Genomic DNA, 14450 nt, shown 5'->3' with positions numbered 1-14450 from the left:
GCTACGCCGAGGAGGCCGCCGTCGTCCTCGGCGCCATGGGCATGACCCCGGCCTACGGCAAGCTGCTCGGCTGGCTGTTGATCTGTGACCCGCCGCAGCAGACCAGCGGCGAGCTGGCGACCGCACTCGACCTCTCCAGGGGCTCGGTCAGCACCGGGATGCGCGTGCTGGAACTCAGCGGTTTCGTCCGCCGGGTCCCGGCGCCGGGCCGGCGCGGGCACGCCTACGAGGTCGCCCCGGACGCGATCATCCGCAGCGTCGCCGAGACCACGAAGTTCCGGACGTTCCGCGAGCTGATGGACCGAGGCGTGACCGTGGCCGGCGGCCAGGACTCCCCCCGGGCCGCCCGGGCCCTGATCACCCGCGACTTCTACGCGTACGCCGAACGGGAGTTGCCCGCCATCATCGAACGCTTCAAGGCCGAATATCTCGGGAAGGGAGAAACGGATGGCTGAACCGGCCATCAGCACCGAGCAACTCGTCAAGCGCTACGGCCGCAGTCGCGGCCTGGCCGGGCTGGACCTGCGGGTCGAGCCCGGTGAGGTCTACGGCTTCCTCGGTCCGAACGGCGCCGGCAAGTCCACGACGATCCGGCTGCTGCTCGACCTCATCCGGCCGACCAGCGGCCGGGTCAGCGTGCTCGGTCAGGACCCGCGCCAGCACGGGGTGGCGCTGCGGCGCCGGATCGGCTACCTCGCCGGCGACTTCGTCGTCGACGGCCGGCAGACCGGCCGGGAACTCCTCGGCTACCTGGCCAACCTGCGCGGCGGGGTGCCGCGCGCCCGGATCGAGGAACTTGCCGAGCGGCTCGACCTCGACCTCGGCCGGCGGATCCGCAGCCTCTCCCGGGGTAACCGGCAGAAGGTCGGGGTCGTGCAGGCCTTCATGCACTCCCCCGAGCTGCTGATCCTCGACGAGCCGACCAGCGGGCTCGACCCGTTCCTGCAGCAGGAGTTCGTCGCGCTGGTCCGCGAGGCCCGCGCCGCCGGGCAGACGGTCTTCATGTCGTCGCACGTGATGAGCGAGGTGCAGCAGACCGCCGACCGGGTCGGCATCGTCCGGGAGGGCCGGCTGGTCACCGTGGAACGGGTGGAGGAGCTGCGCGAACGCGCGGTCCGGCGAGTGGAGATCCACTTCGACGATCCGGTCGAGCTGGCCGAGTTCGCCGAGCTGCCGGGGGTCAGCGACGCGACCCTGGAGCGCGGCACCCTGCGCTGCCGGCTGGACGGCCGGGCGGACGGGTTGGTCAAGGCGGCCTCCCGGCACGCCGTGGTGAGCCTGTTGTCGGAAGAGCCCGACCTGGAGGAGCTCTTCTTCGGCTACTACGCGACCGGGGAGGTCGAGCATGCTGCCGCGTGATCCGTTCACCAAGGCCCTCGTCGACAGCCGGCGATCGCTGCTCTCCTGGGCCCTGGCGATCGCCGCCGTCGCCGCCATGTACGCCGCCTTCTGGCCGACCATGCAGGCCCCGGAGATGCAGGAGGCTCTGGAGGCCTATCCGGAAGGGCTGATGGAGGCCTTCAACTACAGCGACCTCACCAGCGCCGCCGGCTATCTCGGCAGCGCGGTCTACGGCCTGCTGGTGCCGCTGCTGGTCACCGTCTTCGCGATCGCCGCCGGCACCCGGGCGGTGGCCGGGGACGAGGAGGCCGGCACCCTCGACCTGATCCTCGCGCATCCGGTCGGGCGGGTCAGGCTCGCGGTGCAGCGCTTCGCCGCGCTGCTGGTCGGGCTCGCCGTCATCACCGTGCTGCTCTGGGTGGTGATGTTGGCGCTGACCGGGCCGGCCCAGTTCGACGGGGTGAGCGCGGGCGAGTTCGCCGCGGCCAGCCTCCAGCTCGCACTGCTCGGCACGACCTTCGGCGCCCTGGCGTACGCGGTCGGCGCGGCAACCGGGCGGCGAGCCGTCGCGCTCGGCGTCAGCGCCGGGGTGGCCGTGCTGGCGTACCTGGCCAACTCGGTGTTCCCACAGGTCGAGGGGGCGGAGTGGCTGGCCGAACTCTCCCCGTTCCACTGGTACCTAGGCGGTCAGCCCCTGGTCAACGGGTTCCAGGCCGGCGGCGCGCTGCTACTGCTCGGCACCTCGGCGCTGCTGGTGGCCGCCGGCACCTGGGCGTTCAACCGGCGAGACGTCGCGGTCTGATCCAGCACGGACCCGGTTACGGTGCCGAGGATGTCTGCGCCGTAACCGGGCAAGCCAGCTCTTTTCTTTACTTTCTGTTCGGCAGGTGGCTATCGGGACGATCGACCCGGGGAACCGGTCTTCGCCAGGCTGCTCCCAGCCTGTCCACCGGATCCCCGGGAGATCTCGATGGCCCTGTCCCGCCGTACCCTCCTGCTCACCGGCGCCGCCGTCGGAGCCGCCGGCGCGGTGACCGGCCTGCCGGCCGCGGCCGCCGCCGCCCGGCCGCTGACCGCCGACCCGTTCACCCTCGGCGTCGCCTCCGGCGACCCGGACTCCGACGGCTTCGTCCTCTGGACCCGGCTGGCACCGACCCCGCTCGCCGAGGACGGCATGGGCGGGATGCCGGACCGGGTCGTGCCGGTGCGCTGGGAACTCGCCGCCGACGAACGGTTCCGACACGTCGTACGCCGCGGCACCGCGCTGGCCCGGCCACAGTCCGGGCACGCCGTGCACGTCGAACTGAACGGCCTGCTCCCCGGACGCGAGTACTTCTACCGGTTCCACGCCGAGCGGCACACCTCGCCGGTCGGCCGGACCCGCACCGCACCGCCGCTCTGGACGCTGGGCGGTGCCCTGACCATGGCCTTCGCCTCCTGCTCGCAGTTCGAGCACGGCTACTTCACCGCCTACCGGCGCCTCGCCGAGGAGCAGCCGGACCTCGTCCTGCACCTCGGCGACTACCAGTACGAGTACGCGAAGGACTCGTACACGATCCCGGGCGGGAACCCGCGCGACCACGAGGGGCCGGAGACGGTCACCCTGGCCAACTACCGGCAGCGGCACGCCCAGTACAAGTCCGACCCGGACCTGCAGGCCGCGCACCAGGTCGCGCCCTGGGTGGTGGTCTGGGACGACCACGAACTCGACAACAACTGGGCCGACGAGGTGTACGAGCGGCCCGAGACCCCGCAGCCGGACTTCCTGGCCCGGCGGGCGGCGGCCTTCCAGGCGTACTACGAGAACATGCCGCTGCGCCGCACCTCCATCCCGCACGGCATCGACATGCAGCTCTACCGCCGGCTCCGCTGGGGCCGGCTGGTCACCTTCCACATGCTCGACACCCGGCAGTACCGGGACGACCAGGCCTGCGGGGACGGCAACCGGGACTGCCCGGCCGCCTTCGACCCGGCCCGCTCGATCACCGGGGCGGAACAGGAGCGCTGGCTGATCGACGGCTTCCGCCGCTCCGACGCCCGCTGGGACGTCCTCGGCCAGCAGGTCTTCTTCGGCCAGCGGGACAGCGACGCCGGCCCGGCCCGATTCGGCTCGATGGACGCCTGGGACGGGTACGTCGCATCCCGGGACCGGGTCACCCGGGGCTGGGTGGAGGCGAAGGTGCGCAACGCCGTCGTGTTGACCGGTGACGTGCACGCGCACTGGGCCGACGACCTCAAGCTCGACTACGCCGACCCGACCTCCCGGACGGTCGGCAGCGAGCTGGTCTGCTCGTCGATCACCTCCGGCGGCAACGGCGCCGACTCGGTGACCGGCAGCCACCCGTACTTCCCGCACAACCCGCACCTGCGGTTCCACAACAACCAGCGGGGCTACGTGCTGACCAGGTTCACTCCCCGGGAGCTGCAGGCCGACTTCAAGGTGCTGCCGTACGTCACCACGCCGGGCGCGCCGGCGTACACCCGGGCGTCGTTCGTGGTGCAGGACCGGGTGCCGGGGCTGCACCAGACGTACGACCGGCCGGTGGACCCGGCCACCGCCACCACCCGGGCGACGGTGGACCTGGCCGCCGAGACCGCGGCCCGGGAGCACGCCCGGCCCTGAGCCCCCTACCGCGGCGGCCCGACCGTCCCGTCGGGTCGCCGCCGGCCCTATTCGCGCCAGCCGAGCAGTTCGACCCCCTTGGCCAGCTCGACCCGCAACCCGGTGACGATCTCCCGTGACCCGCCCGGTGGCAGCTCCATCCGCCAGATCAGCTCGCCGAGCGCGGCCCGCTCGTCCGGCTGCGGATCCAGCCGCAGCTCCCGGACGGTGATGCCGTCGCTCTGCGAGACCGGAAGCTGGTCGAGCACGGTCAACCGGGCCGGCCGGGGGGTGTGGTTGGCCACGCTGATCCGGTACTCGACCTCGCGACGCCGGGTCGAGCCCAGCGTGGCCTTCGTGTCGCTGCGCCGGATCAGCTCCCGCTTCACCCGGATCCGGTCGTCGAGGCCGAGCGCCAACTCGACCTCCTCGCCCGGCGCCCAGGTCGGCAGCCGCGTGCCGCCGACGAAGTCACCGCCGTGGAAGACCGACGCGGGACCGGGCAGCAGGGTGTGCGCGGAGCCGTTGACGGCGGTGGCCCGCAGGTGCACCCCTGCCGCCCGGACCGGCGCGGTGACGTGGTCGAGGGCGGCCGGGAGTTCCAGTACGGCGACCACGGCCCGGTGCGCACCCCCGTCCGCCGGTACGGCCACCGGGCGGGCCGGCTCGTAGGTGGCGGCCTGCGCCCCCTGGGTCAGGGTGGCGGCCGGCTGCGCCACCCTGGGCCTCGGGCGGGGCGCGGCAGCGAACGCCGGGCCGCTGCCGGAGGCACCCGGTGGCCGCGAGGGGCCACCTGCCGCGCTCGCGGCGACCGGCCCGGCGGCACGCCTCCGGCCGACCTCCCGCTCCGCCACCGGGACCACCGGCTCCGCCTGCCGGAGATACCACGGGTCCAGCTCCGGCAGGGTGGTCCCGGTCGCCGGGCGGGCGGTGGAGAGCCGCAGCTCGCACTCGGGCCAGTCCTCCCCGGTCCGCTGGGTGACCAGCCCGAACCAGGTGAGCGTCAGGGTGTCGTCGACGAGCCGGAGGTCGTACGAGGAGGTCCAACCCGCGCCCTCCACCACGTACGACAGTTCGAGCTGGACCTCGGCGTCCCCGGCCTCCCCGCCGGAACCCCCGACCGGGGCGGCGTCCCCGGCGACCGGGCCGGCGGCACTGCCGGGCTCCGACACGTCCGGCGCGACCCGCAGGGTCACCTCGGCGATCACCCGGTCCGGCGACCGCTGGGCGGCCAGTGCGGCGATCTCCCGCTCGAGCGCGGCAAGCCGCTCCTGGGCCTCCTCCTGGCGGCGGCCCAGCTCCCGACGCCGGGCCTGGCTCGCGGCGGTCTGCTCGGCCACCGACTCGGCGAATCCGGCGACGTCGCCGGGCGACGCCTCGCCGGCCGCCAGCGCCCGCGCGTAGCTGGCGCCGGCCCGCTGGGTGAGCATCGTCAGGAAGTCGGCGCGCTGCCCCTCGACCGTCTCCGCGTCGGCCAGCTCCGCCAGCTCGGCGTGCAGGTCGCGGCGCCGCTGCGCGAGCTCGGCGGCGGCTCCGTCGATGACCCGGGGCCGGACCTCGGTCGAGGAGTCCACGCCGAGCACCGTCGCCGGGCCGTGCCCGCCGACCCGCAGCGAGTCGCGGAGCAGGCCGAGCGGCAACGGTCCGATCCGGATCCGGTGCTCTCCGGGCGGCAGGCGGAGCTCGGTCCGGCGGGTCACCCTGGCCCGGTCCGGATAGACCGTCACGGCGACGATCGGCGCGTCGATCGGGGATGGCGTCATCGGGCGAGGCTATCGATCCCCCGCCACCGCGGCCCTGTCGGTTCGAGCCGGAAGGCTGCCGGTCTCAGCCGGCAAGATTCCCGGTCTCAGCCGGGCAGAAAGGAGAACCGGACCTGGCGGGTGGAGTTGTCGCCGTTCGGGTCGACCAGGCAGATCGACTGCCAGGTGCCGAGCGCGAGCCGACCCCCCAGCACCGGCAGCGTCGCGTACGGCGGCAGGAAGGCGGGGAGCACGTGGTCCCGCCCGTGCCCCGGCGATCCGTGCCGGTGTCGCCACCGGTCGTCGGTGGGGAGCAGCTCGTCCACCGCCGTCAACAGGTCGTCGTCCGAGCCGGCACCGGTCTCGATGATCGCGAGCCCCGCGGTGGCGTGCGGCACGAAGACGTGCAGCAACCCGTCACCCCGATCCGCGAGGAACCGCTCGGCCTCCCGGGTGATGTCCCGGACCACCGGCCGCGCCCCGGTCTGGATCGTGATCACCTCACTCTGCATGTCGCCCAGTCTGCCGGAAGTGGCAAGGAAGGGCCCCTTCTTATCGTTTTCGGTATATGAAGGGCCCCCTCTTAACCCCTGGCCGCCGCCAGGCCGGAAACGGCGTGTTGCCGTGAAGTTACCGATTGGTACCTGTGTCGCGCATCGCCTCTGCGCGCCCTAGACGTGACGGAGCCCGGCATGAGGGGGCAGGATGGCGCTAGAGACCTATCCCACACACAACCTAGGGAACGCCTGTGGCCACGGAACGCAAGCGCCCGGTGATCAGCGACGGCCTGCCGAGCCAGCTTCCGGACATCGACCCCGAAGAAACCAGCGAGTGGGTCGAGTCACTCGACGGTGTCATTGACGAGCGCGGTGCCAAACGCGCCCGCTACGTCATGCTGCGCCTGCTGGAGCGGGCCAGGGAGCGCCAGGTCGGGGTGCCTCCCCTGACCACCACCGACTACCTCAACACCATCCCTCCGGAGCAGGAACCGTGGTTCCCGGGTGACGAGCACATAGAGCGCCGGATCCGGGCGTACATCCGGTGGAACGCCGCGATGCTGGTGCACCGCGCGCAGCGGCCGGAGATCGGTGTGGGCGGGCACATCTCCACCTACGCCAGCTCGGCCTCGCTCTACGAGGTCGGCTTCAACCACTTCTTCCGGGGCAAGAACCACCCGGGCGGTGGCGACCAGATCTTCTACCAGGGCCACGGCTCGCCCGGGATGTACGCGCGGGCGTTCCTGGAGGGACGGCTGACCGAGGACCAGCTCGACGGCTTCCGGCAGGAGCTGTCCCACCCGGGCGGCGGGCTGCCGTCGTACCCGCACCCGCGGCTGATGCCGGACTTCTGGGAGTTCCCCACCGTCTCCATGGGGCTCGGCGGGATCAACGCCATCTACCAGGCCCGGTTCAACCGGTACCTGCAGCACCGGGGCATCAGGGACACCTCCGACCAGCACGTGTGGGCGTTCCTCGGCGACGGCGAGATGGACGAGCCCGAGTCGCTCGGCGCGATCGGCGCGGCCGCCCGCGAGGAGCTCGACAACCTCACCTTCGTGATCAACTGCAACCTGCAGCGGTTGGACGGTCCGGTACGCGGCAATGGCAAGGTGATCCAGGAGCTGGAGGCGTTCTTCCGGGGTGCCGGCTGGAACGTGATCAAGGTCGTCTGGGGCCGGGAGTGGGACCCGCTGCTCGCCGCCGACACCGACGGCGCGCTGGTCAACCTGATGAACACCACGCCCGACGGGGACTACCAGACCTACAAGGCGGAGTCCGGGGCGTACGTCCGGGAGCACTTCTTCGGCCGCGACCCGCGCACCCGGAAGATGGTCGAGGGGCTCAGCGACGACGAGATCTGGAACCTCAAGCGGGGCGGTCACGACTACCGCAAGCTCTACGCGGCCTACAAGGCGGCGGTCGAGCACACCGGGCAGCCGACCGTCATCCTGGCCAAGACGATCAAGGGCTGGACGCTCGGTTCGAGCTTCGAGGCGCGCAACGCCACGCACCAGATGAAGAAGCTCACCCTGGACGACCTGAAGAGCTTCCGCGACCGGCTCTACCTGGACATCCCGGACGAGACGCTGGAGGCCAACCCCTACCTTCCGCCCTACTACCACCCGGGCGAGAAGTCCGAGGAGATGGAATACCTGCGGGAGCGGCGGCAGCAACTCGGCGGCTACCTGCCGAGCCGGCGCACCGAGTGGACACCCCTGCCGGTGCCCGGCAGCGAGCGTTTCGCCGACGTCAAGAAGGGCTCCGGCAAGCAGAAGGTCGCCACCACCATGGCCTTCGTCCGGCTGCTCAAGGACGTCATGAAGGACCGTGAGTTCGGCAAGCGGTTCGTGCCGATCATCCCGGACGAGGCGCGGACCTTCGGGATGGACTCGCTCTTCCCGACCCAGAAGATCTACTCCCCGCACGGCCAGAAGTACACCTCGGTCGACCGGGAGCTGTTCCTCTCCTACAAGGAGGCGACCAGCGGGCAGATCCTGCACGAGGGGATCAACGAGGCCGGCTCGGTCGCCTCGTTCACCGCCGCAGGCTCGGCGTACGCCACGCACGGCGAGCCGATGATCCCGCTCTACATCTTCTACTCGATGTTCGGCTTCCAGCGCACCGGTGACGCGTTCTGGGCGGCGGCCGACCAGATGGCCCGGGGCTTCGTGCTCGGTGCCACCGCCGGCCGGACCACGCTCAACGGCGAGGGTCTGCAGCACGAGGACGGCCACTCGCACCTGCTCGCCGCGACCAACCCGGCCGTGGTGGCGTACGACCCGGCGTTCGCCTTCGAGATCGCGCACATCTTCGAGAGCGGCCTGCACCGGATGTACGGCGAGCAGCCGGAGAACGTCTTCTACTACCTGACCGTCTACAACGAGCCGATCCTGCAGCCCGCGGAGCCGCAGGATCTCGACGTGGACGGGCTGGTCAGGGGGATCTACCGGTATTCGCCGGCCCCCTCGGTCTCCGGTCCGGACGGCGGCGCCGCACCCCGGGCCGCCATCCTCGCCTCCGGCACCGGCATGCAGTGGGCGCTGAAGGCCCAGCACCTGCTGGCCCAGGACTGGGGCGTGGCGGCGGACGTCTGGTCGGTCACCTCCTGGACGGAACTGCGCCGGGACGCGGTGGAGTGCGAGGAGTACAATCTCCTGCACCCCGGCGACGAACCGCGGGTGCCCTACGTCCAGCGGAAGCTGGCCGACGTCGACGGGCCGGTGGTGGCGGTCAGCGACTGGATGCGCGCGGTGCCCGACCTGATCGCCCGGTGGATTCCCGGCGACTACACCTCGCTCGGCACCGACGGGTTCGGGCTGTCGGACACCCGGCACGCGCTGCGCCGGCACTTCCACGTGGACGCCGAGTCGGTGACCGTCGCGGCGCTGCGCCAGTTGGCCCGGGGTGGCGCGGTGCCGCCGTCGGTGCCGACCGAGGCCGCCAAGAAGTACGCGATCGACGACATCGCGGCGGCCCCGGTGGGCGAGACCGGCGGGGACTCCTGACCGTCCCGGTCTGATCGATCCGGGCCCGTGGGGCGGTCGATCCGCCAGCCGCAGGGGCGGGACCGTCGCGGTCGCGACGATCCCGCCCCTCAGCCGACCGTGGCCAGCCCGGTGAGGCGGGCGAGCGAGCCCTCCAGGTCGGCGCCGACCCGACGCATCCCCCAGCGCAGCAGCGCACCGCTGACCGGGCCGGCCGGCCAGCGGACCATGATCAGGCGTACGCAGGTGCCGTCCTCCTCCGGCGCGAGTTCGACGTAGACCTCGGTGCGGGCCTCGGCCCGCGCACCCGCGCCCTCGGCCCGCTCCCGCCAGGCGATCAGGGTCGGCTCCTGGTACGCGATCACCTCGGCGTCCAATGGGCCCCCCGCCGCGTGCACCCGCTGGCGCCGGCCGATGCCCTCGCCGGAAAGCACCTCCGCCTGTCGCACCCCGGCCAGCCAGCCCGGCAGGTGTTCGGCCCGCTGAACCAGGTCCCACACCGCCTCGATCGGGGCGGAGACCCGCGTGCTGCGTTCGATGAGCATCATCCTTCAGTCGCCTCCATTGCGGACAACCTTGACCTTTGGCAGCTTATTCACGATTACGGACGAAAGCGGACGATTAACCATCGACACGCCGAAAGAAACTACCGCCATGAAATTCGGGCTTTCCGGGTGCCGACCGGCGCCTCGAGGCCGACGGCCAGCGCGGCTCGACACCGACGGCCAACCCCGCTCGACGCCGACGGCCAGCACGGCTCGACACCGACGGCCGGCCCGGCTCGACACCGACGAACGGCACGCCCGCCGATCGGGCCGGCGGGGTCGGAAACCTGGTGGCGGATGCACCGGGACGCCTGCGTAGGCTGGAGGCCGTGACGGTACGCGTACGCTTTGCCCCCTCCCCGACTGGTATGTTCCACGTCGGCGGTGCCCGCTCCGCCCTGCAGAACTGGATCTTCGCCAAGCAGCAGGGCGGGGTCTTCGTGCTGCGGATCGAGGACACCGACGCGGCCCGCAACCGGCCGGAGTGGACCGAGGGCATCCTCTCCGCACTGGACTGGATCGGGATCCAGCGGGGCAGCTACGAAGGGCCGTACTTCCAGTCCGCGAACGCGGGCGAGCACCGCGACGCTGCGACCCGGCTGCACGCCGCGGGCCGGGCGTACTACTGCGACTGCACCCGGGAGGCGATCCAGGCCCGCACCGGCTCGCAGTACCAGGGCTACGACGGCTTCTGCCGGGATCGCGGGCTCGAAGCCGGGCCGGGACGCGCGCTGCGGTTCCGTACTCCGGACGAGGGCGAGACCGTGGTGGTCGACCTCGTCCGCGGCGAGCCGACCTTCGAGAACAAGCTGATCGAGGACTTCGTGATCGCCCGCGGCGACGGGTCGGCGGTCTTCCTGCTCGCCAACGTCGTCGACGACATGGTCATGGGGATCACCCACGTGATCCGGGCCGAGGAGCACCTGCCCAACACGCCCAAGCAACAGCTTCTCTGGGACGCGCTCGGGGTCAAGCCGCCGGTCTGGGCGCACGTCCCGGTGGTGGTCAACGAGAAGCGCCAGAAGCTCTCCAAGCGGCGCGACAAGGTGGCGCTGGAGGCGTACCGGGACGAGGGCTATCTCGCGGACGCGATGCGCAACTACCTCATGCTGCTCGGCTGGGCACCCACCGGCGACCGGGAGATCGTGCCGTGGTCGGTGATCGAGTCGGAGTTCCGGCTCGCCGAGGTGAACCCCTCACCGGCGTTCTTCGACGAGAAGAAGCTGCGGGCCTTCAACGGCGAATACATCCGGGCGCTGCCGGTCGACGAGTTCGTCGCCGCCTGCCAGCCCTGGCTGACCGGCACCGACACCATCGCGCCGCCGCCCTGGCGGCCGGCTGAATTCGACCCGGCCGCCTTCGCCGCCGTCGCGCCGCTGGCCCAGACCCGGATCGCGGTGCTCAGCGAGATCGTGCCGAACGTCGACTTCCTCTTCCTCTCCTCGCCGCTGGTCGAGGAGGCCGCCTGGGCGAAAGCGATGAAGGAGGGTGCCGCCGACCTGCTGGACGAGGCTATCGCCGCCTTCGAGGCGCTGCCGGAGTGGGCGGCGGAGCCGCTGAAGGCGACGCTGGAGGAGGTCGGTGCCCGCCGTGGTCTGAAGCTCGGCAAGGCACAGGCGCCGGTCCGGGTGGCCGTGACCGGACGCAGTGTCGGACTCCCGCTCTTCGAGTCGCTGGCCGTCCTCGGCCGGGAGCGCACCCTCACCCGGTTGCGCGCCGCCCGGCTCCGGCTGGTCTGACCGCCTCCCGACCGGCGTCATTTCCGGCCGGACTGGCGGACAGCGGTACGCAGAGCGCCGCCACCGCGACGATCCGCATCGGTGTCCCGACCGATCAGCACCGATGTCCCGACATGGGCGACCCGGGGTCTCATGCCCGCCCTCCTACCGCTACGATTTCGCCCAACTGATCAACGGCTCGCCACTTGGTCGACTCTAGATCGCAGATAGTTGCAATTACCGCTCCTCCAGATGCAACCGAGCGGCGTTCTGCGGAGTCTTTGTAGTGAGCACGGCGCGTCCATCCGGGACGGTGTCGGGCACCTTACCGACCAACCAGCGCGTGACCTGCATCATGGCCACCATCGAGACGGGGCGAGGAGGTCGGCGATGGCCGGAGAGGTGAGTCGTCGACTTGTCGGCGTGGCCACGTTGTTGATCGCGGCGGGCAGTTGGCTCGGGATCACCGGTGCCGCCCACGCCAAGCCGGCAGCCAAGCCGACATCGGTCGTGATCAGCAGCAAGAGCCTGCCGGACGAGCTCACCGTCACGGCCGAGGACGACGCCGAGCTCTTCGCCGCCCTCCTCGACCAGGTGGGCTTCGTCAAGAGCGGCCACGGCAACACCAGCGCGCCGAAGACCGCCGACCTCGGGCCGAAATACACCCTCGTGGTGCACGTCGGCGACGCCGCCAAGCAGTCCTACGACCTCTACCCGCTGGCCAAGGGCGGCCCACGCGTCTATCGCCCGGCCCGGCAGCCGGACAAGACCCGCCCCGGCGCCGCCTGGTTCTTCGGGCGACTCACGATGTCGGAGACGCTGCTGACGGCGGGTGCCCCGCTGCCGGAGCAACAGACCACCCTGCACGGCGGGATCGGCGGTGGCGAACGGGTGATTCCGGACGAGGCTATCGACACCGGCGAGGAGGTCGACCGTCTCTTCGGGGAGCTGCGGCAGTTGATGTTGCTCAACGGTGCCGTGCTGGTCGCGATCACCCTCGGCCTGGCCGGGATTGCCCTGCTGGTCCGGCGCCGCACCCGCTGACGTCCAGCACCCTGCCCGCTGACGTCCAGCACCCTGCCCGCTGACGTCCAGCACCCTGCCCGCTGACGTCCAGCACCCTGCCCGCTGACGTCCAGCACCCTGCCCGCTGACGTCCAGCACCCTGCCCGCTGACGTCCAGCACCCTGCCCGCTGACGTCCAGCACCCTGCCCCAGTAGAGAGTTCAGCATCCACCGGCCCGCAGCGGCAGGATCAGCACCAGCGGCGCGGTGGACGGTCACGCCGCACGGAACGCCGTGCCGGGCGTACGGCGCCGTGCCGATGCGCCCCGGCCCACCCGGGAAGCTCGGTCTGGCACCCCGGCGTACGCCGACCTCCCGACTCGGTCGGCACGTCCGGCGTGGCATCCGGCCGGTCAACAACCAGGTCCGGCCCGTCAACCAGGTCCGGCCCGTCAGCCACGGCCGGGCCGTCAGACTGCGCTGGGCCGTCAGACTGGGCCGGTCTGTCGGCCGGGGCGGTGCCGGGACCATGCGGACTTCGGTCATCGACCTCCGCCCCGCCCCGGCGAGGCCGGGGAACCAACCTCGACCGGTCGCCGATCGGGCCCGGATCCCGCCCGCCGCCGGAGCCGCCCGGGCCGGCGTCGGGCGCGGTCCCCTCGGGCGCCTCCCCGGGGCGGGACTTCCCGGCCTGGTCGGGCCGAGGCTTCCCGACCTGGTCACCCGAGGGGGCAAGCGGGCGCGCCGCCCCGGACGACTCCACCGGGTCGGCAGGTCGCGGATCCACCGGTTCGGTACCCGGCCGGGAGGGCACTCCGTCGATCGGGCCGGCCGGCAGCCCGGTCGTGGCTCCGCAGACCCAGCGCAGCCGCCCAGCCGGACCGAGCGGGGGCAGCGACCGATGATCGCCAAGCAGCGAATCCTGCTCGTCCTCCGAACAGCCGCGCTCGGCGTCATGCGCCATCCAGTCCTCCTCACACTCGCCGCCGGGTGGGCGGTTGCCCCGGCACACGGTGGCGCCGCCCACGCCGTCGACTGTTGGCCAGTGTGGGAAAGCGCCTCACCGGGACGTTGTCACCGTACTGGTCGGAGGTGAGAAGCTCGACGCCGCCGTGACGAGAAACCCACGCGTACCCGCCGCAAAATCCAGCTCGCGGGGCCGCCGGCACTCGCTCAGCACTCGCTCGGCGCTCGTTCGGCGCTCGCTCAGCGCTCGTTCGGCGCTCGACCGGCGGTCAGCTCCCGGCCGTCGTCCGGGTTGGCGGGCTTGGGGAAGACGGTCATCCAGAGCGGGAAGGCGATCAGCCAGATCACGATGGCGACGGTCAACCGCCCGATCCAGGCGAGCAGTTCGGCCGTGCGGTCCAGGTCACCCACCATGAGGATGCCGAGACCGAGCAGCACACAGGCCACCGCCCAGCCCAGCAGTCCCTTGCCCCACTCCCGCCACTCGTACCGGGTCCGGGCCCAACCGCCGGCGGGAGGCTTCGTCGGTGGCGGTCCGCCCGCGAACCGGTGGGCGAACCGCTGGTCGGCCCAGCGGATCATGCTGTGCCCGAAGGCGACCGAGAATCCGAGGTACGCCGCGGCCAGTCCGTGCGTGAAGTCCGCCGTCGCCCCGGCCCGCAGGTCGATCACCGTGGCGACCAGGATGGCGAGATCGATCAGTGGCGTACCGAGCAGCAGCGCCGCGCCGAGGCGGGGCCTCCGGAGCGGATAGCGGGCGATCAGACCGGCGCCGAGCAGCACCCAGAACCCGATCTCGCCCGCCGCGATCACCGCCACCATCGCGTACCCCCGATCATGCCGCCACGACGGCGCTCACCGCGTCCTGGTGCCGGGCGTACCCCTCGGGCCCCCGCCCGGCCACCGCCACCAGTCTGGTCGGGGCGGCCGGCCGCGACGTCGCCGCCGGTGCCGATATCCGGGTCCCTCGAAAGAGGTACGGGTACATCCTTCGACGGACGTCGGCCGGGCCCCGTCTCGTCATGCGGACCGACGGGAACCCGGCGC

The 14450-nt window shown here is 72.0% G+C and carries 12 protein-coding genes; 7 read left to right on the top strand and 5 right to left on the bottom strand.

Translation table 11 applies throughout. The features are described 5' to 3' along the window. The first annotated feature begins 35 nt into the window (after positions 1-35). The 4 genes from ACN28C_RS13915 (at position 36) to ACN28C_RS13900 (ending at position 3964) form a co-directional block, all read left to right on the top strand. Entirely contained in the window at positions 36-455 is a 420-nt protein-coding gene (locus tag ACN28C_RS13915; RefSeq protein WP_422774655.1) for a GbsR/MarR family transcriptional regulator, read from the top strand. Further along, positions 448-1359: an ABC transporter ATP-binding protein gene (locus tag ACN28C_RS13910; RefSeq protein WP_422773886.1), complete on the top strand. Its 912-nt coding sequence runs from the start codon at positions 448-450 to the stop codon at positions 1357-1359. The genes ACN28C_RS13915 and ACN28C_RS13910 overlap by 8 nt, the downstream gene beginning before the upstream one ends. Then, on the top strand, positions 1346-2143 hold the full coding sequence (locus tag ACN28C_RS13905) for an ABC transporter permease (RefSeq protein ID WP_422773885.1): 798 nt from the start codon (positions 1346-1348) through the stop codon (positions 2141-2143). Before ACN28C_RS13910 ends, ACN28C_RS13905 begins: the two co-directional genes overlap by 14 nt. Positions 2144-2311: 168 nt before the next feature. Next, positions 2312-3964, top strand: a complete 1653-nt coding sequence (locus tag ACN28C_RS13900) for an alkaline phosphatase D family protein (RefSeq protein WP_422773884.1) — start codon at positions 2312-2314, stop codon at positions 3962-3964. Between the two features lie 47 nt (positions 3965-4011). Here the strand turns inward: ACN28C_RS13900 and ACN28C_RS13895 are convergent, their stop codons facing one another. Continuing rightward, positions 4012-5706, bottom strand: coding sequence for a mucoidy inhibitor MuiA family protein (locus ACN28C_RS13895; protein WP_422773883.1), 1695 nt, complete (start codon positions 5704-5706; stop codon positions 4012-4014). Positions 5707-5792: 86 nt separating this feature from the next. After that, complete coding sequence (locus ACN28C_RS13890) at positions 5793-6197, bottom strand: YjbQ family protein (RefSeq protein WP_422773882.1); 405 nt, start codon at positions 6195-6197, stop codon at positions 5793-5795. Between the two features lie 236 nt (positions 6198-6433). On the opposite strand from ACN28C_RS13890, the gene aceE reads away from it, so the two are divergent. Then, a complete protein-coding gene (gene aceE / locus ACN28C_RS13885; protein ID WP_422773881.1) occupies positions 6434-9190 on the top strand; it encodes a pyruvate dehydrogenase (acetyl-transferring), homodimeric type in 2757 nt (918 codons plus the stop codon). 89 nt (positions 9191-9279) lie between these two features. Here aceE and ACN28C_RS13880 read toward each other — a convergent pair whose 3' ends face one another. Further along, entirely contained in the window at positions 9280-9717 is a 438-nt protein-coding gene (locus ACN28C_RS13880; protein ID WP_422773880.1) for an SRPBCC family protein, read from the bottom strand. 326 nt (positions 9718-10043) lie between these two features. Between ACN28C_RS13880 and gltX the strand changes: the two genes are divergently transcribed. Together gltX and ACN28C_RS13870 are read left to right on the top strand one after the other, a co-directional pair. Then, positions 10044-11453, top strand: coding sequence for a glutamate--tRNA ligase (gene gltX / locus ACN28C_RS13875; RefSeq protein ID WP_422773879.1), 1410 nt, complete (start codon positions 10044-10046; stop codon positions 11451-11453). Positions 11454-11822: 369 nt separating this feature from the next. Further along, positions 11823-12476 (top strand): hypothetical protein, encoded by a 654-nt coding sequence (locus tag ACN28C_RS13870; RefSeq protein WP_422773878.1) that lies wholly within the window; start codon positions 11823-11825, stop codon positions 12474-12476. 1167 nt (positions 12477-13643) lie between these two features. Here ACN28C_RS13870 and ACN28C_RS13865 read toward each other — a convergent pair. Both ACN28C_RS13865 and ACN28C_RS13860 read right to left on the bottom strand, forming a co-directional pair. Further along, complete coding sequence (locus ACN28C_RS13865; protein ID WP_422773877.1) at positions 13644-14225, bottom strand: hypothetical protein; 582 nt, start codon at positions 14223-14225, stop codon at positions 13644-13646. 13 nt (positions 14226-14238) lie between these two features. Further along, the gene (locus ACN28C_RS13860; RefSeq protein ID WP_422773876.1) at positions 14239-14427 is read right to left on the bottom strand and encodes a hypothetical protein; all 189 of its coding nucleotides are present in this window, start codon (positions 14425-14427) and stop codon (positions 14239-14241) included. Positions 14428-14450: the final 23 nt, after the last annotated feature.

The organism is Plantactinospora sp. WMMC1484 (assembly GCF_049315195.1).
Classification (GTDB): Bacteria; Actinomycetota; Actinomycetes; order Mycobacteriales; family Micromonosporaceae; genus Plantactinospora.
This window is presented reverse-complemented; position numbering and strand designations above follow the sequence as displayed.

Excerpts from the sequence above, each read along its gene's own strand:
- ACN28C_RS13905 (WP_422773885.1), top strand. The coding sequence starts at position 1,346 with ATGCTGCCGCGTGATCCGTTCACCAAGGCCCTCGTCGACAGCCGGCGA.
- ACN28C_RS13890 (WP_422773882.1), bottom strand. The coding sequence starts at position 6,197 with ATGCAGAGTGAGGTGATCACGATCCAGACCGGGGCGCGGCCGGTGGTC.
- ACN28C_RS13870 (WP_422773878.1), top strand. The coding sequence starts at position 11,823 with ATGGCCGGAGAGGTGAGTCGTCGACTTGTCGGCGTGGCCACGTTGTTG.
- ACN28C_RS13895 (WP_422773883.1), bottom strand. The coding sequence starts at position 5,706 with ATGACGCCATCCCCGATCGACGCGCCGATCGTCGCCGTGACGGTCTAT.
- ACN28C_RS13915 (WP_422774655.1), top strand. The coding sequence starts at position 36 with ATGGGCATGACCCCGGCCTACGGCAAGCTGCTCGGCTGGCTGTTGATC.
- ACN28C_RS13860 (WP_422773876.1), bottom strand. The coding sequence starts at position 14,427 with ATGACGAGACGGGGCCCGGCCGACGTCCGTCGAAGGATGTACCCGTAC.
- ACN28C_RS13900 (WP_422773884.1), top strand. The coding sequence starts at position 2,312 with ATGGCCCTGTCCCGCCGTACCCTCCTGCTCACCGGCGCCGCCGTCGGA.
- ACN28C_RS13910 (WP_422773886.1), top strand. The coding sequence starts at position 448 with ATGGCTGAACCGGCCATCAGCACCGAGCAACTCGTCAAGCGCTACGGC.
- ACN28C_RS13865 (WP_422773877.1), bottom strand. The coding sequence starts at position 14,225 with ATGGTGGCGGTGATCGCGGCGGGCGAGATCGGGTTCTGGGTGCTGCTC.
- ACN28C_RS13880 (WP_422773880.1), bottom strand. The coding sequence starts at position 9,717 with ATGATGCTCATCGAACGCAGCACGCGGGTCTCCGCCCCGATCGAGGCG.